Below are 20,459 nucleotides of genomic sequence, written 5' to 3' on the forward strand. Positions count from 1 at the left end.
AAAGGATTTATTCAAAATATAATGGACCCAAGAAACTAGACACGAAATGAGGAGATGTTAAAGTAGGTTTATGAAAAGAAATCGATACACACCAGAGTTTAAAGCTCAAATCGTGCTAGAGGTCCTAAAGGAAGAAAAGACCATGAATGAAATCGCTTCATCTCATGGAATTCACGTCAATCAAATTAGACAATGGAGGAATGCATTTCTTGATCAAATGCCTTCGATCTTCGCTAAAGAAAATAAAAAAGCGGATCAAATGAAGGCGGAATATGAAAATCAAATTGAAAACCTCTACGCTGAGGTTGGCCGTTTAACCACGCAATTGTCGTGGCTTAAAAAAAAATCTGGAATCAAGGAGTAGGGCCGAGCGTATTCAAATGATTGATTGGGATGATAAAGAGCTGCCAATCACTACCCAGGCTCAGCTGCTTGGGCTCAATCGTACTAGCTTGTATTATAAGCCAGTCGAGCCTTCTCCTGAGGAAATATTTATCAAGCACAAGATTGATGAAATTTATACCAAGCATCCCTATTTTGGGTCTAGGCGAATTACTGTTGTTCTAAACAACAATGGAATAAATATTAATCGCAAGGCTGTACAACGTCATATGCGGGAAATGGGCATTGCAGGGATTTCTCCCGGCCCTAACCTTAGTAAACGCAATCTTGAGCACCGGATCTATCCGTATCTTCTTAGAAATTTGGCCATTAGCCACCCTAACCACGTCTGGGGAATCGATATTACCTACATTCGCCTCCAACGAGGCTGGATGTATCTTGTAGCTCTGATAGACTGGTATTCTCGCTTTGTCGTTAGCTGGGAGCTAGACCAAACACTAGAGATTGACTTTGTCTTGGAGGCAGTGAAACGGGCTCTGTCGGTAGGACAGCCAGAGATCTTAAATAGTGATCAGGGTAGCCATTTTACCAGTCCCCAATATACCGGATTACTGCTGGATAAGGACATCCGAATTAGCATGGACGGCAAAGGAAGAGCCCTTGATAATATTGTTACAGAGAGGTTATGGAGAACGATTAAATATGAGGAGGTTTACTTAAAAGATTACGAGAGTCCAAGAGAAGCAAGGAAAGAGATTAACAATTTTATCCACTTCTATAACTATGAACGCCCTCACCAATCGATTGGCTATAAACCCCCCGCCTCCGTTTATGGCCTCGGAGTGATTCATCCATAAGGGATGATACTTCTCAGGGAAGAACCTGTCAAGGGTATGGCTAGCCCTCGCTCCGCTCGCCCTTGACAGAACCTCCCCTGAGAAGGAAAAATAGAGTAGGATGAATCACTCGCAAAAAAATGTGCACCTACCACCCCCCTAGCCCCAGTGAGCACCTCTAGCTCCTATAAAGCAGATATCCATAATGGATTCTGACCCACCTTAAAAAATTTAAATTAGTGTCTTGACGAAGGGGTCCACTTTAAAATATCTGTAAAACTTTTTTTATCCACTTCTTTTTTATACACCTTACCGTCAATCCATTCTGTATATGATGTATCTGTTAGTGTTAAATTCCCGTTGTCTGTAAGGATAGTAATGAGGGGCTTTTTATTAAATGGAGAATCATCATGCTCAACGATAATTTTTTGTATTTCATTTAACGCAGCTACATCATTAATGGTTTCATTGGATTTGAAAGCGTACCCCATCTTCCAATCATCATCTTTATACTTTAATTTCATAAAGAAAATATAATCACCATGAACACTATTTTCTTGTTTTACGCGAAATTCTCCATTATCGGAAGAAACGATTTCTCCGTTAAGTGGAATAGGCTTAAGCGGTAAATTTCCTCCAAACCCTGTATCAACTAAAAAACGCTGTTCATTATGTTTCACAATGATAGCTACATGTGTTTTTCCAATTGAATTCCATTCTTGTTTAGCTTGATTATATATTACTCCACGAAATAAGGTTGCCTGGAAGCCATTCTCTAATAAAAATAAATAAAGAATCGCATTTAAATCATAGCAGAGTCCCCCCTGTTTCTTATGGAGGATTTTGTTTATTAAATTATTTTTTGTCAATTCAGAAGTATTTTTTGACATAATACATAAATTTTCAAATGGAATTGTTTTTGCTGTCTTTTCAAGAATGATATCTAAATCTTCAAACGTTATATTTTTATTAATAGGAAAACCTATTCTTTCACGAAATAATAAATTTAAGTTACTCATAAACCATTCCTCCTACTGTTATATTAAAAGAAAGAAGTGATCAATTAAAGAATAGTGCCTCTAAACAAGAATATAATATTTAGATCCTTAATTATTGTATATAAATATAGTATGAATCGACCTTTTCTTCTTATCCCCAAAAAGACAAAGAAGCTAGCTGATAAGGAATCAGTTAGCTTCTTTAAATTTAATAGTCCTCACTTGACCAATGTCCAGGTCGGATGAGTGATTTTGGTAATTTAGTTCTAGAGTTGCCTTTTGCGGCGTTAATCTGAACTTGGGTCAAAAATATACTACCAGTCAGGTCAGCACCTCTTAAGTCTGCATCCCTTAAATCAGCTCCGATCATATCCGTCATTCTTAAATCAGCCTCTCTCAGATCTGCCGCTATGAGAAACGCACCTCTTAAATTTGCACCTTTTAGATCAGCACCTTTTAGATTTGCTCCAATTAGATCCATTCTTTTACCGAGAAGTTTCTGATGCTTCCTTGATGTCTTAGAATTAAAGTTACTTCCTTCACGTACAAGATCACTTGTACGCAAAAGTAATCGATTAATCTTTTCCCTATGTAAAGGGATATCTAAACCAATCAGTGAATCCGGATCAAGTTCAGAAAGGATCTCTGTTTCCTCTATCGCTTTGCGAAGATCATTATGGATACTTTTCGTAACTTCTAATGACAAAGCCTGAGTTAGGTACCAAAGCATTTCGTGAAGTTGTTGAACAATTGGGAAAACCTTAAACATCTGCCTCGCTGTCTCTTGTGATTCACGCCAATCATTCCCTTTAAATGTAACTTTAGAAACCTTTTGTCCTGCTCCTAAGCAATCAAACACTGTACAGCCCCGAAATCCTTTTTGTCTTAAATCACGATGGATTTGACAACGAAAATCATTCTGTAAGTTTGGGCAAGGCTTTCCCCCTTCTTTATCTATTGCAAAATCTGTTGTTGCCGCAAATGGTAACGCAACACAGCACAAACCGAAACAATTCTCACAATCTGCACGTAGATGAGCATAGGTAAATTCTTCTGATGAATCTTGTTGATTGGACAATATTTGCACTTCCTTTGAGTAATCTTAAATTTTTCTACTTTTAATAATCAATGTAGTTGGTATCATTTTTGCTTTTTCATAAGAATACCAGCCATTTACATGCTTCGGTATGATATCATCACTTATACATACGTCCTCAATCATTTTCTCAATCTTAAAGCCATGACTAATTAACGAATTAATGTAGGTACTAAGCTTAAATTGCTGCATCATGGCTGGCGAACTCCATGCCTCATGATCATATGGCCCTTCCTCATGATATGATTTTATTAGTCTTAAATCACCGTCATTGTTCTTGATTCGATTATAGAGTGGGTGTTCCCAGCTGAATATAAACGTGCCACCACTTTTTAAATACTTATTAATATTGTCTAATGTTTTTTCTAAGTTTGTGGTCCAACCCAGCGCATAGATGGAAAAGACAATATCAAAATAATGATGCGGTAAACCCGGGTCTTCTTCCATTGGTGATTCTAACAATTTCACATTAGTTCGAGTATCTTTTAGTACTTCTGCTGCTGTATTAATTTGAGCTGTAGAGAGATCAATTCCCCAAAGCTCTTTAGCTTGTTGTTCATCTAAATATTTCAATGAATGACCACTTCCACAGCCGATTTCCAAAATTTTTTTATTCGTTACATCTCCAAATAAATGGAGATCATCCTCAAAAGGAGCCAATGGTCCATACTCAGGAAGAGGATTTCTTGCAAAGAAACGATGCGCTTCTTTATCCCAACTGGTCTTATTTTTTTCTAGTGAATTAATCATATATTCAACCTCCATATCTCATTAGAATATATGTTCTATTAAATATTCATTTTTCCTGCCAAAGAAAAAATTTTAATTCAACTCTACTTTAAATATAATTCCAAGCTTTCATACACTCTTCCATACTGATCAACACTTGTGCTAATTACATCGAAGCAAAAACTTTCAAAAAGTTTCTTAGAGGCTGTATTATATTTAAATATTTTCCTCACCACTAATTTACTCCAGTTAAGTTTTCTTGCTCTATCGATTAATAATCTCAATACTTGTTGCCCATATCCTTTTGATCTATACTTTTTAACTCCAATTACAATTGGTAGCATTTCTTTTGATAGTGTAGCATCACCGATAGGAATCCATTCTTCACTCTGCTTGATTTCAATAATATAAACTTCACCTATTTTACTAAGGTAAGAATACATTTTACTAATCGTTTCTATAGTATAGGGATTTGTTCCGTCACCCTCAGAATAATAAAGAACTTCTCTATCTTGATACCAAGCGTAGGCTATCAAAATGTCATGAGGTAGACGAATTGGCCGGAGTCGAATCTTATCATGAACTAACATATATGAATCATCACTCCAAATTTATGGCAAGATACTACCTTTTTGTAATAAAACCTTTTTCGGATAGTTTATTGCTTTAACAAAAGCCCAATTACCAGCATTTACACCTAATAAAGGCTTTCAAATAGAGTCTATAATAATATAAAATTGACATCTTATTTATTATAATCCTAAACCGTTATTTTGTATCCACTGAAAAGGAAGCTACTGATCTATTTAACTGTTTCTGTCTATAGGAAATGCAACTGTTCAAGAATAATATACATGAACATATTAACAGTGCAGAAACTGGGTTTATCCATTCTGCAACACTCCCTGCAAATCCATTTGCAAAAATCACTACAATTCCCGTCAGAAGAAGCCCACCACTACTTACTCGAGCTAAAAATTGATTAGGTGTAACCGTTTGTCTTGCTGCTCCATTAATAACAAACGCCATGGACAAAGCTCCATCAAATAGTAACATTCCTATAAAAGCAAACCACAAATTTGCTGAGAAACTGACAATAATAATACCACAGCTCGAACACAATAATAATGTACCGTAAAGTAAATTCCAATGAGCATTCTTCAAAAGCTTCATCATAAATATTCCAATAATATTTCCCACTCCCGCTCCGGAAAGTAGAATTCCCGTTTGGCTAGCAGATAACTCTAAATTTTGCTTTGCAAGGATAATAACAAGTAAAGTAATGGAGTGGGTAATAAAATGAAGGACTAGATGATTCAATGTAATAAAACGTTGAATTCGTGTAGAAAACAACATCTTTATACCTTCAACGCCTTGGTTAAATAATTCTTTGGACCATAAAGGCTCATTGTTATTTCTTAAATCACGATTAGTTACTGTGATTAGCATTAAACTAATAAATGACAGAAAAAAGGAAAACGCATCGATTCCTAATGTAGCTGCTGCACCCATTTTAGATAAGGCGATACCTGCTAATACTGGTCCAATTAATGTACTAATCGCATCCGCACCTTCCATATAATTGTGGACATCGACCAGATGATTTCTCCCTGCAACCATCGGAAGGAGCGAGTGAAAGGCTATCCGAAAAAATAATCCTGCTAATCCTGTTACTAACAATATAGTCATTATTAAAAAAAGATTAAATTTCTCCGCCATTATAATGATGACGAGGAGGGTCATTGTTACCGTTCTAATAAATTCTGCATACATCGCAGTCTTCTTCTTTGACCTTTGTTCGATAAAAACACCTGCTGGGAGCGATAAAAATAATGGTGCTATTTGCGTACTTATAGCAACCAACGCTGCCTTCATAGGTGAATGAGTGATCTGTAAAACCATCCAAGGAATCACTAGTTCACTAAATCTTCCTCCAAAAATCGAAACAACCTGACCTAACCATAAAAAAAAAAGTTTCTTTCTTTAAACATAATCATACACCTCAATTAATCATTCTTTATTAAATTGTTTTATCGTATTTTTGATGATTACATTGGGCGTGATCCTCTCTAATTAAGATGGCTAGGTCATTATTTAAAAATCATTTTATATGAATCACAAATAAAAGTGAAGAATTTTCCAAATTTGATTATACTTTTTTCGGTGTTTTCGGTTCATTAAATTCGAAATTCCATAAAAAAACAAGAAGCACCTCATTGGTTACTTCTTGTTATGACTTTTTGCATTAATGTGTTCTCAAACTTACGCAAAAAACGTTAATACTAATATTAAAATAATTGGACCAAATATACAGAGATAACCAATAGGATTTGCAAAATTCATTGTCCAGCCGACTCCAAACCTCTTTTCAACAAAAATAGATGGATCATTTTTATTAAAATAGAAGAGTCCACCCTTCCAATATTGATCATCATTCATATCTACAATTCCTTCTATTGGTGAAATATTTAATTGATTATCAGATTTTCCCACTTTTACTGAGAATATAACTGTGCCAATTAAAATTAAAATTAAAAATATGAATGGAATAAACATTACATAAGCGTCAGACATTAAACCTGTATGAATTGTCGTTAGCTGTAAAAAGGCAAACAGCATCGAGATAAGAATACTAACAATAAACAAAAACCAACTTGAATACTTTCGTAAGGTTAGTTGACGAATCCGAGATGCATCGGTACTAGTTGCACTTAATTTTATTCCAGATTTCTTGGTCATTTCATTTATACCTAAAAACATAAATTGCATTACCAATAATATGAGAGATAAAATATGGACAGAAAAAGGATTCTTCTCTGTAAAGGAATCTGGTTTGCCATCCGGTCCCCAGTGCATTGGAATTTGTTGAGGCAAATGCTTATATTGAATCAATGTATAACCAATCACTCCTAATGTAACTACCATCGGAATGATGTATATATACCATGGGAGCATTTCATCTTGTGAACGAACTGCTATGTCTGTAATTCTAACCTGTTTAACATTCTCTCCCCATTTCTTTGATTTTTTAAGTTGAATCGTTTTTGCGTGAAAATAAAAATATAATGACATACTTAGAACAATAACCCCAAACTGTATAGCTACCCCTGTTAACACAAGAAATTCCTCAGATGCCTCTCCCTTTAATACCCAAAAAGTATAAATAAGAATAGCAATGACTGATAGCAAAAATACTGTTCTTGAATATCTTCTTTTATAAGATGAAAGGGTTAAATTAGTAATGTATTGATCTGGAATGGTTACCCCAAACACTACGGTTCGTTTAACTAAATACGGAAGTGCTGTTTGTATTGCGATAATAAACAACATTAGGATTAAAAATACCGATATCAACATCTCGCTTCCTCCCTTTTTACCAATGTTTATTTTGGCTCTCCCTTTAAATCTAAAATGATAGATTGAATATTTTCCCGAATTTGCTCTTTAGTCATCCCCAAAACTAAGGCTTCAGCAACAACTAGTTTAAATTCTTCCTTTATTCTCATAAAGTGATGGGCTTCTTTAACTATAACATCTGGCGAATTAATAACTGCTCCAGACTTTGGAATGATCCTAATTATCCCTTTTCTCTCTAACTCATGATAGCTTTTATTGACAGTATGCATATTTACGCCTAAGTCTGCCGCAAATGATCTTACTGATGGAAGAGCATCACCTGGCTTCATCTCACCTCTCGCTATACCTTCGATTATTTGATTCGTTAACTGAGTATATATCGGGATATCTGAATGAGGCTCAATTTGAATGATCATAACTTACCTCCATTCTGTTCTATTCATATTATAACAAACTTGTTATACAAAGTATAGAACAATCTTCCTGTTTTTTCAAAAATAAAAGCCTCTTTTTAACAAAAGAGGACTGAAAATTTATTGAATCAATTATTTTCGAGTTTAGAATTACGCAACCAACATTTTTCTGTTTAAATGAACTTTTTTCTAATGATATTGTTTATTTAAGATAATTGACTACAGCTGTTGAAGATTCCAAACCGGTGCCCCATTTTATTCATTCAACCTTATCTTATGATAGTTTCCAATTTCACCTTCTCAATATGGCCACTCATACAGGATAGTTTTGTATCATCTCTTCATTATTTTCACGGATTAAGTAATGAATGTATTGAAGTATAAATGCCCTCATTTAGTTAAATCTTATTTTACATGACTATCGAGCGGCTCCTTTTCCCTATTTTCTACAGCTTCCCAACCTTTGCAAACATCTACCCATTCTTTTGCAAAGGAGAATTGAAATAATTCATCAATAGTTAATTCAATTGCGGAATTTGTGCTTCCACAAGCAGGGAAAACAGTATCGAATCGTTTTAATGAAACATCTAAAAAGATGTCTAAATCTTTTTCTAATCCAAATGGACAAACCCCACCAATCATATGTCCAGTTTGTTCTAGTACTTCTTCCGGTGATAGCATACGAGCTTTCATGCCAAAAGACTGGCGGAATTTCTTGTTATCAATTTTTGCATCGCCAGCTGCAACAATTAAAATGGCATTTTCTCCTTCTCCTCTGAAGGATAATGTTTTTGCAATTCGGGCTGGTATCACACCAATTGTATTAGCAGCCTCTTCAACAGTCGCACTGGATGTTTCAAATTCCATTATATCCTGTTCTCGATTCCACTGGTTAAAATGATCTCTAACACGTTCAAGTGACATCATTATCATCCTTTCTTTTTCCATGTGTTTAGGAAAATATTAGCATATGTTATAGTAGGATAGAAATAAAAACGATTGATCATTCATCTTATGGCTCAAAACCATGTTTACTGATTAAAACCTGATCTTCAGAAAATACTTGTATAAACCTTTCATAAATTTTCCTATATGCTGAAGGACTATACCATTCTTCCAAGTTAAGTGTTTCATATTTCGTTTTTATACCAAGTCTACTTGTCCTCTTTCCACCGCTACCATCCCCCATAAAAAAATCATCAATACATACACGGTCTACGATTGAACGTAATTGATGAGGAAACTCTTCACTACTAGGTAGAACCGGTGCGATAGTAGCTTGGATTGGAATTCCTGCTTCACCTAATAATTGTAATGTCTTGAGTCGTGCCTTGATAGGAGGTGCTTCTGGAGTAAAATGTTTACGAATAGATTCCTGATCTGTTTCAATCGTCATACTTACCCTCACTTTTTCTTTTAATTGCTGTAGTAAGTCAATATCTCTGCGAACAAGTGGACTTCTTGTTTGAACAAATAAAAAATCGGGTGATTCTTCAACCATTACTTCAAGCAATGACCTTGTTATCTTCTCCTTATATTCAATGGGTTGATATGGGTCAGTACTGGAAGACATGAAAATGGTTACCCTTCCTTTTGACTTTGCTCTTTTAAGTTCTTTTTTTAGCAACGTAGCTGCACCATTTTTTATATCGACCCATTCTCCCCATTCACCTTCATGAAATAGAGATACGGGCATCTGTCGCACATAGCAATAAGTGCAACCAAATGAACAACCCGTATATGGATTAAGTGTGTGGGAATAACCTGACAAAAAACCTGTTCCTTTGTTTAGAATGGATTTGGGATGTTTATACATATAATCTTTCATGCTTTATCCTTTCTATATAGTACTCCTTTTACTTTAGGGACTATATGCTTATTCTATCAAACCTGTACAAATAAATAAGTCACGCTGTTACAAAATGAATCATTCTTTTCTCTATCATTGTAAAGGAAAATTGACAATGTTTGAAGAAATTAGATATTAATACTGATGAAGCAAAAACTATCACTATAGGGAGGATTCGATGAGCATTTTCATGAAACAATTAATTTACATGTGATAAAAGCGTGTTTATTTATCGTTTTCCTTAAAGAAATTTTCGAAAGTCGAAAAAGGAATAACACAATTAAAGAGAGAAAATCAGATTGGAGCTAGCTTTCCTAATATAGGTTTATGTAATGATAATTTATGAGGAGGAGACCTTTACTCTTATAGATGAAAGAATATGGAATAGCATTTAATAGATAATCATACATTTATATCAAGTATTCTTCTTTTTCTTCAAGGCTGTTTTCGTATAGTTGTTAATTTTGCCTTAGCCCATCTACCGGCTTTTACGTGGTATTTTGGAGTGTGCAGCTCTTTCAGTGAAATGAAAGATTAGCGGTATTCAACTAATCGTTATTTAATTAAGACATACGATAAATAACAATAATGTTTACAAGAACCTTCTTCAAAAAAAATAAGGAGGCTTTATATGAAATTACTGGACCCCTCAACATTTCCAGATTGGGTATCACCTCATTCCGTTCATTGGTATGAACAACTAAGTAATGTGCAAGGAAAATATGAGTATCCCTGGAATTCCATATACTCAGAACCTAATGGTGAAACTACTTTTGATAAAGAAGTAGCTAGAATGATTAAAGAAAAAAAGGTGCTAGATATAGGCTGTGGACATGGAGAGTTTACTATGAAGTGTAGTCACTTAGCGAAAGAGATTACTGGATTTGATATGACTGATCGATTTATAAAAGTTGGAAATGAAAATAAGCGCCCAAATATATCGTTTGTAGTTGGTAATTCTAAAGATCCTCTTCCTTTTGACCAGGAAGCATTTGATTGTGCATATAATCGAAAAGGGCCGACATCCTCCTATCTTTCTCTTAAACAAGTAGTAAAAAGTGGTGGAGAAATTTTGGGACTTCATCCAAGTGATGAGATGGGGAAGGAATTGCCACAATTATTTCCTAATTTCTTTTCACCGTCTCAAGGCACACCTATTTTAAACACTTTAAAGCAAAGACTCGAACAAAGTCATTTTTCCTTTGCAGTCGTAGAAATTGTCAATAGCCTCGAATATTTACAATCTCCAATAGACGTTATAAAATATCGCTGTTTTGGGCAAAATCCTAACATATTTCATAGGATAAAAGAAGAAAACATTGACGAAATAACAAGGATATTTAAACAAAACACATCGGAAAATGGCCTACCAATTACTTTTTCACATTATATTGTTCGAGCTGTTGTTTAAACAAAGCATTTACCATTAATCGATAAGCAACAAATTTTTAAGAATGAAGCTACGTATGGATCGGAACAATTAATGATGAAGTAAATTTATTTCTGAAAAAATAAATTCTAATTCATTCCAATTGTCACCGATCCACTTATTTTCCTCACAAAATCGTTGTAATGTTTTCTCTACACTCTTTCCTGCTCTAATCCAACTAGATTCCTTCCACCATGTTAACCGTATCGATCGTACCAATTTTTGTAAAGTTATGTCACAATAATCACGATAACCTTCAAAATATGCAGATACAGGCTCTAACTGTAGATAATTATCCTTTAAACAACAAGATAAAATGGCTCTGGATAAGTCAAACTCCGGAAACACATAGTTCATTCGATCAAAGTCGAGGATTGCTGCAACCTGATTTGATGTAAACAATACATTATCAACAAATAAATCCCAATGTGCCCAGCCTTTTTCACATTGAGAAAAGTGTTCTAAATGCATCCGTTTAATAATCTTCCGTTGTTTTTCCAATATAGGTAGAACGATCTCATCTTTTAATTTTATAGCTTCGTCCCATCTACTCAGCCAATTATCCATCATTTTTTTTTGGAAGGAATCTCCCAATGTAAAGGCAAATCAACTTGCCTTTTTGTATTTAGTAATTTGTGCATTTTTCCTATAATACTTCCTAAACTATACATTTGGTCGATTGTAGCAGAACCTGCCTCAATCATATTCCCATTTTTTAGTTCCATTAAAACAAATCGTTCACCGCCTATTGAATACTGTACATACTTTTTCTCATAAATAAATAGTTTAGGACATGGTATCCCATTTTCATATAAATAGGCATGCTGGTTCAAAAATCGTTCCAATCCATCTAACATTTCGTCTGGATAACGTTTTTTATTGTATTGCTTTACAAAAAAGTTCCCCTTATCCGTGTATATTTTCCATTTATAATTCAGATAACCTTTATTGATCTTTTTATCACTCAAAATATCTAATTTATATCTCATTTTAAGGGTATTAAAAATATCTTCTTTAATTTGTTCACAAGTTTTTTCTTCCATGTTCAATTCCCCTAATAGATATTTAATATTTTATTTATATTTATTAATATCGTCATTTTTAGGATAACAATATACGATAAATCAATAATATCGCAACTTATCTGAATCTTCCGTAGCCTCTTAATGATATATTATTCACATCGAATATAAGAAAAGGACCGTCTTAATAGACGGCCCCGAGGATTTAACTTGCACTATCAATCTAATTCAATCACATAGATAATATTATCTTACTTACGTTTGCGCAATAAACTAATCAAAGCAAGTAATATAGCAATAACTGAAAGCACTATTGGTAGCCAATTTGTGCTCGCATTATCAGCTTCTGTTTTATTGCTATCCTTGTGATCAGAATGACTGCTTTCCGCATGAGGTTTTACTGAATCGCCTTCTTGGATTTTTGTTATTGAAGCAGGCTCATCAGATCCAGCAGGTCCAACCCATTCTACCACTGACCCATCTTGATATGTTTGTAGTGCCTTCCAGCTCACTTCCCCTGGCTTACTCGGGTTTGCACCGATAAATGAAAACTCAACAAATTCTCCTGACTTAATCCCACCATTATTAGCTTTCCATACAACAGCAGTGATCTTATCATTTTCATTTTTTTCTAATTGATAATCCCATCCAGTCATTGGAAGTACCGAAACAAGATCAACATCTTTGGGAACTTCGAGCTTAATTTCTGTTGTATTGATCTCTTTTTCTACTGGTACTCGAACAGTATATTTTTCATATGCATTAGTTGTACTTACATCTGGTTGTACGGTCACATGTGCATCTGCTACCACAGGTACGATAAGAAATAATGCGAACATCATTAATATGATTGACATGATTTTACTTTGTTTTTTCATTCCACTTTCCTCCAAACAATTAATTCATCTTTATTCATTTCTACTTAAATTGACAAATACTTGATCCTTCCACTCTTTACTCTCCATTTCAGTATACTCTGCCTGTATAGTCATATCCCAAGTACCTGACATTGTAAATGGTAGTTCAACCTGATAAACTCCATCTTTTTTAAGTGTTGCTATAAAAGGTCCAGATTTCATACCATGCTTTGGCATTTCCATAGAAACTTGTACTCTATCAGGCGCATGATTTTCAGAAGCAGGAAATGTTAATGTCATCTTTTGATCTCCCGCTTGTAATTTAGCGATTTTCACTTGAACTTTTTCTTGTCCAGAGGTTAAAACACTATTATAAGATTTGCTTGGTATTGGATATGCAGATTGGCTTAGCCAAACACCCAAAAATATTATCACCAATGCAATTAGCCATTCGATCCGTAGTATTCGTGGAGTGGAAAATCGCCCAATCTTTTTCCATTTTAATGTCTGATACAATGCAAAGAGTAGCATTAATACGACAAGAAAAATCTTAACAAATAAAATCGTACTCCAATTTCCCCACTCTGTAATGACAGTGGACCATCCAGTTTGTAAAATGACCATAATGATTCCAGAGATTATGACCATTATTGAAGCTGTTAGAACATTTTTTACGAAAAACGAACGGAATGTAGTCGATAGTTTTTCCTTAGAGAACAATTTATTTCTAATTAGATAGATTACTAAATAGCTCAAGGCACCAACCCATAGTGCGATTGATAGTTGGTGAATAGTCCGTGGAACTGCAGCTATATAAGGATGCTCCATTCCCCAAACATGCCCGCCAAATGCAGGTATAATAACCAGTAAAAACCAAATAACTAGATACCATGCTTCCACCATTTCAGGTATGAAAAGTAATATGATAAGTAGAAGCTGAACTGCAACCATAACAATGAAAGGAAAATGAATTAATAAATCCCATCGTCCATGGATGATAGTTTGAAATAAGCCATCAGGTAATGACAACGTGTAAACCAGCAATTCCAATATAGTTCCTAGTAATAGAATGAAAGAACTTATTAGTTTAACTTTTTTTGGTAATATATCTTGTTCTACGAATTTCTTCCTTTTAGCTAGTAAATGAAACCAATATAATCCTCCTCCTATTAATAAGAGGATTTCAACAATTGTTCTAGTTGCTACTAAAAGAGGAATGGAACTTCCGTCTTTTGATTTAATTGATTCCGCCCCACCCTTTGTTTCCTTACCAACCGCAAACATATATGACCCGCTAACAGGGTGGCCATCTAAGGATACTACACTCCACTGTACGGTATAGGTTCCTTGCTTAAGGTTTGGCAAATTTATATGTAGCACCTTGGAACGCTTCTCTCCGCCAACGGATTGTTTTGAAATTACAGGCTTTGCATTCCAATCATATATCGTAATATCTGCCAAATCCTGTTCAATCGGTTCATTAAAACGAAGCTCTAAAAACTTTGGAGAAGAGTCGGTAACCTCCATCTTTTCAGGTGTCGTCTCAATAAGTGTCGAGTGTGCTTCTGCTTTTGGTACTTGAATAAATATAAGCGAAAATCCGATAAATAATGTAAAGAATATAGGTAAAACATTTTTTATTTTTTTAATAAGTGTCCCCTCCTTATCTAGTAATCTTTTTTGCTCTGGAAACACTTGTATTTATTGATTGTGACATCCAGTATCACCATTCATTTTTTTTGCTACCACTTCCATTGCCTCTTGAAATCCATAAATATTCCCACCAAAACCTTTTACAAATTTTTCAGCATGGTCTCGATTTTCAAAAGTAATAATGTGCGGCTGGCAGCAGGAAATATTCAAGCATGTATCCAAAACATACCATGTTAGAAGTGCACTAATTGTTGTATTGGTGAAAAAATCATGACAAATTGCTTGTAGTACTTCATCTCCCAATTGACGATGTCGTAATAAACCACAATGTGCACAGCAAGCTGTTTCGATTTTGTCATTGGCAAGAATTAAGCGATACGCCATTTTCTGATTATTTGGTTTGTGGCAAAAAACACAATGGCTATGATCTGGTAAACTAGACTCTTTCTTTTCAATTAAGGAAATTCCACCAAATGTTTTCGTCACTAACCCTTCTTCAACTAATGGTTTAATATCCCGATATATCGTCATTTCTGATACATTAAATTGTTCGCTAAGTTCACTAATCTTCAATGTTTTTTTCATTTGGATAAGTAATTTTATTTCTCTTTGTCTTTCGATTGGTAACAATACAATCACCTCTCTTTTAACTTTATGTTCCCTTTTAACAAACAATCACAAATTAAAAAACAAAGCTTCTGTTTACCTTTTCCCATTATATACTAAAATCACCTATATACTTGTGATATTTATGTGAACTTATGTTGCAATCAAACATAATATAACAAATAATAAAAGATTCCCATAATGTGAGAATCTCTATTTTATAAAAAAATTGTTCTAAGTCTTTTTTAGTTACCGGATAAATACAGGTGCCAGTTATGCTTTTTTTGTCTGCTTAAAGTTTTTATACTTAAGGATTTTCTCTACTATTGTATCTCGCAATATAAGTCGATTAGATGCAAGCATATAATAACAAAGTCCTTCATCATTTCTTCCTAACCTAAAAAAGGCTGCAATAGATCATTCTATTAACAGCCTTCTAGATTAATGGTTTATTTTATCAATTTCTTGGTCTCCATAACAACCACACTGCTTAATCCAACTAATCCGATTAAATTCGGAATTGCCATGAGGCCATTAGCTATATCAGAGAATGTCCATACAATTCCAAGTTTTAAATTTGCTCCAACTGCTATCATCATGATAAATATATAACGATAATAACGAATCGCTTGACGACCAAATAAATACTCGATACATTTTTCGCCATAGTAAGACCAGCCTAAGATGGTAGAATAGGCAAATAAAATAATAGCTATTCCAAGTACCATACTTCCTGCTTGTCCAAATACTGATTGAAAAGCTAAAGTAGTTGCTTCGACTCCTGTCTTTCCTGACTCCCAAGCACCTGTTGTAATTAACACAAGGCTTGTAATGGTACAAACGATGAATGTATCTAAAAAGGTTCCCGTCATTGAAACTAGGGCTTGTTTTGCCGGAATATCTGTTTTAGCTGCTGCTGCAGCAATCGGCGCACTTCCTAATCCCGCTTCATTGGCGAATACTCCTCTTGCCACCCCCATTTGAATAGCTGAAGCAATGGTTGCTCCAACAAAGCCACCAGCAGCAGCCGTTCCATTAAACGCACCAGAAAAGATTAGCGAAAACGCCTTTGGAACTTGATCCAGATGATAAATGATAATAATTAAACCTGCTATAATATATACAAAGGCTTTTATGGGAACAAAATAGCCTGTCACCTTGCCTATCGCTTTTACTCCTCCTAGGATAACAATAGCAATAAATATCGCCATTACTATACCACTAATTAAGGGTGAGACTGAAAAATTAATTCTCATTGCCTCAGCTACGGAATTAGATTGTACTAAATTTCCTATCCCAAAAGAGGCGGTGGCACCAAAAATAGCAAACAAATTCGCTAACCATTTTTGCTTAAGCCCTTTTTCTAAATAATACATGGGGCCTCCTGAATATTCGCCATTTGAACCAATGATACGATATTTTACAGCTAGAATGGCCTCTGAATATTTGGTAGCCATGCCAAAAAGCGCTGTGACCCACATCCAAAAAACTGCACCTGGACCACCAATTGTTATAGCCGTTGCCACACCGGCAATGTTGCCCATACCAATCGTTGCTGCCATCGATGTCATAAGTGCTTGGAAATGACTAATATCTCCTGTCGTGGACTGATCTTCAGATCGACCAAAAGCCAATCGAAGAGCATGAAATAATTTACTAAACTGTAAGCCTTTCAGACGTACAGTAAGAAGAATTCCTGTACCTACAAGCAGGATTAATGTTGGAATTCCCCATACATAATCATTGATGTGATCTAACACTTGACTTACTCTTTCCATATCTATTCTCCTTTACAAAATAAAAAACCACTTCATCTAATGAAATGGTCTCTGGAGAACAAGGCAAAGAAAAAGAAACCGATTCGGTATCGGTCTTTCTCGCTTGTCTCTGTCCTTTTTACCTGAGAGATTATCCCGTCTCTATTAAAAGACGGATTTACTCCTTCGGTGCTCGTTTTCCTCCAATGGGAGGGAGTCTCTCCAGAGATTCGTCCCCGTATAGTTTACTTATTGATTAAGACCTGAGAGTTTCAAAGCTGTCCGACCAGCTCCTTGCCCCATCGGTAGATCGATACGACCTTCTCCTACACGGTTCATCCGAATGCTATGAAATTAATAAAATTAATTATAAACGTATAAAACGATAAGTCAAGAATGATAATTTGGTAGAATAATATTTTTGATAAGATGGTTCCATCCACTTTTTGTAAAAAAACTCTTTCAATCGATTCATTTTGATTGTAAAATAATGTTCAGAATGTAAAAACACAATTCGGTTGGTAGTCCGAATGCATCACATATGATGTCAGTAACCTTCCCCTCCTCGGGATGTCCGTCATTCTAATATTTATTAGAGGAGGGACTATCATGAAGTTAACCATATACTATGATGGTCAATTTTATGTAGGACTTGTTGAAACTGTATCGAATCATCATTTAAAAGCCTATCGTTATATTTTTGGAAATGATCCTAAAAATCATGAGGTATTAGACTTTATTTATCAAGACTTACCTCGGTTAATTGCAAACCAGCAACAAAAAGGAATACCGGTTGAAAAAAAATCTTTAAAGAAAATTAATCCAAAGAGACTTCAAAGGATGGTATCAAAAGAATTAAAGCAACTAGGTACTTCAACAAAGGCACAGGATGTTATAAAAGAAGAGTACACACAACGTAAAAAAGAAAAAATAATAAGAAACAAACAATTTAAAGAGGAACAAAAGGAATTAAAAAGAAAGTTAAAAATTCAAAAGAAGAAAAATAAACACAAAGGTAGATAACATGATTTCAAGCTAACTAACAATTAACCTTGTTAGTTAGTTCTTTTTAGTGCTCATTTGCAAAACACTGCTACCTAACTCCCTGCCCTATTTTAATTGGTTCGAAGCTTCTTCCTTTCCCAAACTAAACCCTTCAAATAATTGTCCTCCAAAGGGTTCTAAAATGTGATTAACTAGACATATCACCTTATTTTTATCTCCCGTTTTATAATAAGTATCAAACGCATCTACAAATAATTCAGCAAAATGAATATCATAATTTTTTAATGCCCGAACGGTCCATTTGGATGTGCCGACCCAGTGTTGATTCGTTCTCAAAACAAATTCACTTACCAATTCAGCTAAACTATTTGCAATAAATATTCCTTCTTCTCGTTTTAAACAACCAATATAATCTTCCAGTGTATCCGTTAAAAAATATCGTTTTATACGTATGATCTCCTCAGACCACTTTCCAGGTCCATGCGCTAAAAGTACATTCGCTTCATTTTTAATTGTCGCGATGATTCCTTCGTCTTTTATTACAATCCCTTCTGAAACCATTTTTGGTAAAGAAGGCATTGCTCTGTCCCTATCACTATGAAAAAAAACTTGATAAGATGTTAAGTTATGTACAAAAGTTTCAATTGCCCAACCATACTCTATGAAAGATTCTCGATACGAAGAAGAAAAGTTTTTATCAAAAATCACAACATCAAGATCAGATGTTTCCGTTTCTTCACCACGAACAACACTACCTGCCAAAACTGCAGCTTGGCACTTAGGAAAATTCCTATTTACAAATTTTAATGCAGCATCCTTAGGACTTAACCTCATTATCATCACCTCAACAAAAATTAATCTAAACCTATGCTTATTTCGTCATCATACCTTTTACTTCATCGATTGCTTTTGTTTCATTTACTTTTTTAAAAGCCTCGATACTATCAATAAAATAGCTTTTAGCCTTCATTTGCTCTCCTTTTGATTTGAATATTTCTCCAAGGCCACGATAAGAACATCCTAGACAAATCATGTCTTGGGATAGATGTGCAAAGTGTAGTAATTCTTTCATAAATTTTTCAGCATTAAGGTAATCTTTTTTATAGAGATTGTTTTTGTAAAGATTGTTGCTTCTGTAAAAGCCCTATTGCCGGCTTTTACACCTAATAAAAAATTCAGTGGTTCTTATGAGCTTGTTGCTCTTTTCTCAGTGAAATAAGGGGGTGAAACCTTTTCAACTGGATATGTATAAATAAACACTTAACTTAAATAGTAACAATATTTCAGAAAAGAGCCTTTATTTAAAAATATCATACCTTGTTCATAAAAATTTGCCGACATGCCTACAAAAAAATCCGGAAAATATTTTTCTAACATTTGTTGTTCATTTTGAAATAGGAGGAGTGCCTCATTAAAATTTTTTGCAAGTCTTTCTACCATTCCAAGTTGATGTAATGCAATAGCTTCAAATTTTTTATTTAAAGATGATTGGGCAATTTCGATCAATTCCATATATATTTTTCTTGCCCCATCAAAGTCATTATTATGGCTTTTCACATAACCTAACCCATGCAGTATATTACGATATTCCTGCGATTTCTTATCTTGTACTTCTCTTAAACATTCACGATATATTTGCTCAGCCTTGTCTAATTCCCCGTTATCAAAATAAGTAAATGCTTGATTTATTTTCTCATTCATTTTCTTCATTGCTTAATTGTATTTCCCACATTCTTTTCTTTATAAAATAACGCTTTTAAAGCAAATTTAGGTAAAATTAATTGTCTCCTCCATCTTGATGGTTGCTGGATTAATCGATAGAGCCATTCTAGATTTAACTTTTGCCATATTAATGGTGCTCTTTTAACTTTACCTGAAATAATGTCAAGACTTCCCCCTACACCAATCGCAATCTTAGCATTCAGCTTATTTTTATACTTGTATATAAAGTGTTCAGCTTTTGGTGCACCTGTTGCAACAATCAAAAAATCAGGTCCTAAAGAATGTATTTCTTCAACAATCCTTTGTTCCTCTTCATCCCTATAAAATCCATGATGCCTACCAAGAATGGTCACTTTTGGGTATTTTGAATGGATGATATCCATTGTTTTTAAGCTAGTTTGTTCATCTGCCCCTAAAAAATAAAAAGACCATTTTTTCAGATTTCCCATTTCTAGTAACCTAATTAACATATCACATCCAGTCACTCTTTCCGGAAGCTGCTCCCCTTTTATCCTAGATACCATAATAATCCCAATACCATCCGCTGTAACCAGCCCAGCTTCATCAATAATTTTCCTTAATTGCTGATCACTTTGGTATGACATAACGATTTCAGGATTACCAGTAACTACATGAAAGAGCTCTGATTTGTTTCTATTTACAACATCATTTAGAATTTGTAGACTCTCATTTAATGTAAGTTTTGGAAATGAGATTCCCATAATTTTAGCTGATTGATTCATTTTGCCATTCTCCTTTTTTCAGTTCCATTTTTTTACCTCGATCTT

The 20,459-nt window shown here is 34.5% G+C and carries 22 protein-coding genes and 1 riboswitch; of the genes, 3 read left to right on the forward strand and 19 right to left on the reverse strand.

Annotation, left to right across the window (positions count from 1 at the left end):
* The first annotated feature begins 70 nt into the window (after positions 1-70).
* A protein-coding gene (locus MHI39_RS14095) for an IS3 family transposase (protein ID WP_152984831.1) occupies positions 71-1,199 on the forward strand; the annotation gives its coding sequence in 2 pieces (ribosomal slippage) (positions 71-334 and positions 336-1,199; 1,128 coding nt in all).
* Between the two features lie 215 nt (positions 1,200-1,414).
* Here MHI39_RS14095 and MHI39_RS14100 read toward each other — a convergent pair.
* From MHI39_RS14100 to MHI39_RS14140, 9 genes are all read right to left on the reverse strand, one after another.
* Positions 1,415-2,197, reverse strand: a complete 783-nt coding sequence (locus MHI39_RS14100; RefSeq protein ID WP_342539460.1) for an arylamine N-acetyltransferase — start codon at positions 2,195-2,197, stop codon at positions 1,415-1,417.
* Between the two features lie 187 nt (positions 2,198-2,384).
* A complete protein-coding gene (locus MHI39_RS14105; protein WP_180211821.1) occupies positions 2,385-3,254 on the reverse strand; it encodes a pentapeptide repeat-containing protein in 870 nt (289 codons plus the stop codon).
* A 24-nt stretch (positions 3,255-3,278) separates the two neighbouring features.
* Positions 3,279-4,022: a class I SAM-dependent methyltransferase gene (locus MHI39_RS14110; protein WP_342539465.1), complete on the reverse strand. Its 744-nt coding sequence runs from the start codon at positions 4,020-4,022 to the stop codon at positions 3,279-3,281.
* Between the two features lie 83 nt (positions 4,023-4,105).
* Complete coding sequence (locus MHI39_RS14115) at positions 4,106-4,591, reverse strand: GNAT family protein (RefSeq protein WP_180211820.1); 486 nt, start codon at positions 4,589-4,591, stop codon at positions 4,106-4,108.
* Between the two features lie 178 nt (positions 4,592-4,769).
* The gene (locus tag MHI39_RS14120; RefSeq protein ID WP_342539466.1) at positions 4,770-5,915 is read right to left on the reverse strand and encodes an MFS transporter; all 1,146 of its coding nucleotides are present in this window, start codon (positions 5,913-5,915) and stop codon (positions 4,770-4,772) included.
* Positions 5,916-6,263: 348 nt separating this feature from the next.
* The gene (locus MHI39_RS14125; RefSeq protein WP_209391763.1) at positions 6,264-7,358 is read right to left on the reverse strand and encodes a DUF5808 domain-containing protein; all 1,095 of its coding nucleotides are present in this window, start codon (positions 7,356-7,358) and stop codon (positions 6,264-6,266) included.
* A 26-nt stretch (positions 7,359-7,384) separates the two neighbouring features.
* Complete coding sequence (locus MHI39_RS14130) at positions 7,385-7,774, reverse strand: GntR family transcriptional regulator (protein WP_058005923.1); 390 nt, start codon at positions 7,772-7,774, stop codon at positions 7,385-7,387.
* 402 nt (positions 7,775-8,176) lie between these two features.
* Complete coding sequence (locus MHI39_RS14135; protein WP_058005922.1) at positions 8,177-8,695, reverse strand: YbaK/EbsC family protein; 519 nt, start codon at positions 8,693-8,695, stop codon at positions 8,177-8,179.
* Between the two features lie 88 nt (positions 8,696-8,783).
* Positions 8,784-9,599 (reverse strand): radical SAM protein, encoded by an 816-nt coding sequence (locus MHI39_RS14140; protein WP_078111093.1) that lies wholly within the window; start codon positions 9,597-9,599, stop codon positions 8,784-8,786.
* A gap of 652 nt (positions 9,600-10,251) precedes the next feature.
* On the opposite strand from MHI39_RS14140, the gene MHI39_RS14145 reads away from it, so the two are divergent.
* Positions 10,252-11,031, forward strand: a complete 780-nt coding sequence (locus tag MHI39_RS14145) for a class I SAM-dependent methyltransferase (RefSeq protein ID WP_251346525.1) — start codon at positions 10,252-10,254, stop codon at positions 11,029-11,031.
* Positions 11,032-11,100: 69 nt separating this feature from the next.
* Here MHI39_RS14145 and MHI39_RS14150 read toward each other — a convergent pair whose 3' ends face one another.
* The 6 genes from MHI39_RS14150 to MHI39_RS14175 all read right to left on the reverse strand — a co-directional run bounded on the left by MHI39_RS14150 (position 11,101) and on the right by MHI39_RS14175 (position 16,965).
* Positions 11,101-11,616, reverse strand: coding sequence for a phosphotransferase (locus MHI39_RS14150; protein WP_251346524.1), 516 nt, complete (start codon positions 11,614-11,616; stop codon positions 11,101-11,103).
* Entirely contained in the window at positions 11,616-12,092 is a 477-nt protein-coding gene (locus MHI39_RS14155) for a phosphotransferase (RefSeq protein WP_180211814.1), read from the reverse strand. The genes MHI39_RS14150 and MHI39_RS14155 overlap by 1 nt, the downstream gene beginning before the upstream one ends.
* A 230-nt stretch (positions 12,093-12,322) precedes the next feature.
* Positions 12,323-12,949 (reverse strand): YcnI family protein, encoded by a 627-nt coding sequence (locus MHI39_RS14160; protein WP_058005917.1) that lies wholly within the window; start codon positions 12,947-12,949, stop codon positions 12,323-12,325.
* Positions 12,950-12,979: 30 nt separating this feature from the next.
* Positions 12,980-14,623 (reverse strand): copper resistance protein CopC, encoded by a 1,644-nt coding sequence (locus tag MHI39_RS14165; protein ID WP_078109974.1) that lies wholly within the window; start codon positions 14,621-14,623, stop codon positions 12,980-12,982.
* A gap of 6 nt (positions 14,624-14,629) precedes the next feature.
* Positions 14,630-15,211 carry a DeoR family transcriptional regulator gene (locus tag MHI39_RS14170; protein ID WP_071975778.1) on the reverse strand — a complete coding sequence of 194 codons (582 nt, stop codon included), beginning with the start codon at positions 15,209-15,211 and terminating at the stop codon, positions 14,630-14,632.
* A 425-nt stretch (positions 15,212-15,636) separates the two neighbouring features.
* Positions 15,637-16,965, reverse strand: a complete 1,329-nt coding sequence (locus MHI39_RS14175; protein WP_342539470.1) for a sodium:alanine symporter family protein — start codon at positions 16,963-16,965, stop codon at positions 15,637-15,639.
* Positions 16,966-17,064: 99 nt separating this feature from the next.
* A riboswitch (glycine riboswitch) is annotated at positions 17,065-17,180 on the reverse strand.
* A gap of 373 nt (positions 17,181-17,553) precedes the next feature.
* Here MHI39_RS14175 and MHI39_RS14180 point away from each other — a divergent pair.
* The gene (locus MHI39_RS14180) at positions 17,554-17,967 is read left to right on the forward strand and encodes a YjdF family protein (RefSeq protein WP_342539471.1); all 414 of its coding nucleotides are present in this window, start codon (positions 17,554-17,556) and stop codon (positions 17,965-17,967) included.
* A gap of 87 nt (positions 17,968-18,054) precedes the next feature.
* Here MHI39_RS14180 and MHI39_RS14185 read toward each other — a convergent pair whose 3' ends face one another.
* From MHI39_RS14185 to MHI39_RS14200, 4 genes are all read right to left on the reverse strand, one after another.
* Entirely contained in the window at positions 18,055-18,783 is a 729-nt protein-coding gene (locus MHI39_RS14185) for a nucleotidyltransferase domain-containing protein (protein ID WP_342539472.1), read from the reverse strand.
* A 37-nt stretch (positions 18,784-18,820) separates the two neighbouring features.
* Positions 18,821-19,021 (reverse strand): hypothetical protein, encoded by a 201-nt coding sequence (locus tag MHI39_RS14190; protein WP_342539473.1) that lies wholly within the window; start codon positions 19,019-19,021, stop codon positions 18,821-18,823.
* 188 nt (positions 19,022-19,209) lie between these two features.
* Positions 19,210-19,659: a tetratricopeptide repeat protein gene (locus tag MHI39_RS14195; protein WP_342539474.1), complete on the reverse strand. Its 450-nt coding sequence runs from the start codon at positions 19,657-19,659 to the stop codon at positions 19,210-19,212.
* Positions 19,656-20,414, reverse strand: coding sequence for a WecB/TagA/CpsF family glycosyltransferase (locus tag MHI39_RS14200; protein WP_342539475.1), 759 nt, complete (start codon positions 20,412-20,414; stop codon positions 19,656-19,658). Before MHI39_RS14200 ends, MHI39_RS14195 begins: the two co-directional genes overlap by 4 nt.
* Positions 20,415-20,459: the final 45 nt, after the last annotated feature.

Source organism: Heyndrickxia sp. FSL K6-6286, from assembly GCF_038630395.1.
In the GTDB taxonomy this organism is placed as follows: Bacteria; Bacillota; Bacilli; order Bacillales; family Bacillaceae_C; genus Heyndrickxia; species Heyndrickxia oleronia.

Coding starts and splice junctions, on each gene's coding strand:
- MHI39_RS14195 (WP_342539474.1), bottom strand. CDS start 19,659: ATGAAGAAAATGAATGAGAAAATAAATCAAGCATTTACTTATTTTGAT.
- MHI39_RS14125 (WP_209391763.1), bottom strand. CDS start 7,358: ATGTTGATATCGGTATTTTTAATCCTAATGTTGTTTATTATCGCAATA.
- MHI39_RS14175 (WP_342539470.1), bottom strand. CDS start 16,965: ATGGAAAGAGTAAGTCAAGTGTTAGATCACATCAATGATTATGTATGG.
- MHI39_RS14115 (WP_180211820.1), bottom strand. CDS start 4,591: ATGTTAGTTCATGATAAGATTCGACTCCGGCCAATTCGTCTACCTCAT.
- MHI39_RS14110 (WP_342539465.1), bottom strand. CDS start 4,022: ATGATTAATTCACTAGAAAAAAATAAGACCAGTTGGGATAAAGAAGCG.
- MHI39_RS14160 (WP_058005917.1), bottom strand. CDS start 12,949: ATGAAAAAACAAAGTAAAATCATGTCAATCATATTAATGATGTTCGCA.
- MHI39_RS14100 (WP_342539460.1), bottom strand. CDS start 2,197: ATGAGTAACTTAAATTTATTATTTCGTGAAAGAATAGGTTTTCCTATT.
- MHI39_RS14145 (WP_251346525.1), top strand. CDS start 10,252: ATGAAATTACTGGACCCCTCAACATTTCCAGATTGGGTATCACCTCAT.
- MHI39_RS14135 (WP_058005922.1), bottom strand. CDS start 8,695: ATGTCACTTGAACGTGTTAGAGATCATTTTAACCAGTGGAATCGAGAA.
- MHI39_RS14150 (WP_251346524.1), bottom strand. CDS start 11,616: ATGGATAATTGGCTGAGTAGATGGGACGAAGCTATAAAATTAAAAGAT.
- MHI39_RS14190 (WP_342539473.1), bottom strand. CDS start 19,021: ATGAAAGAATTACTACACTTTGCACATCTATCCCAAGACATGATTTGT.
- MHI39_RS14185 (WP_342539472.1), bottom strand. CDS start 18,783: ATGAGGTTAAGTCCTAAGGATGCTGCATTAAAATTTGTAAATAGGAAT.
- MHI39_RS14155 (WP_180211814.1), bottom strand. CDS start 12,092: ATGGAAGAAAAAACTTGTGAACAAATTAAAGAAGATATTTTTAATACC.
- MHI39_RS14130 (WP_058005923.1), bottom strand. CDS start 7,774: ATGATCATTCAAATTGAGCCTCATTCAGATATCCCGATATATACTCAG.
- MHI39_RS14200 (WP_342539475.1), bottom strand. CDS start 20,414: ATGAATCAATCAGCTAAAATTATGGGAATCTCATTTCCAAAACTTACA.
- MHI39_RS14140 (WP_078111093.1), bottom strand. CDS start 9,599: ATGAAAGATTATATGTATAAACATCCCAAATCCATTCTAAACAAAGGA.
- MHI39_RS14180 (WP_342539471.1), top strand. CDS start 17,554: ATGAAGTTAACCATATACTATGATGGTCAATTTTATGTAGGACTTGTT.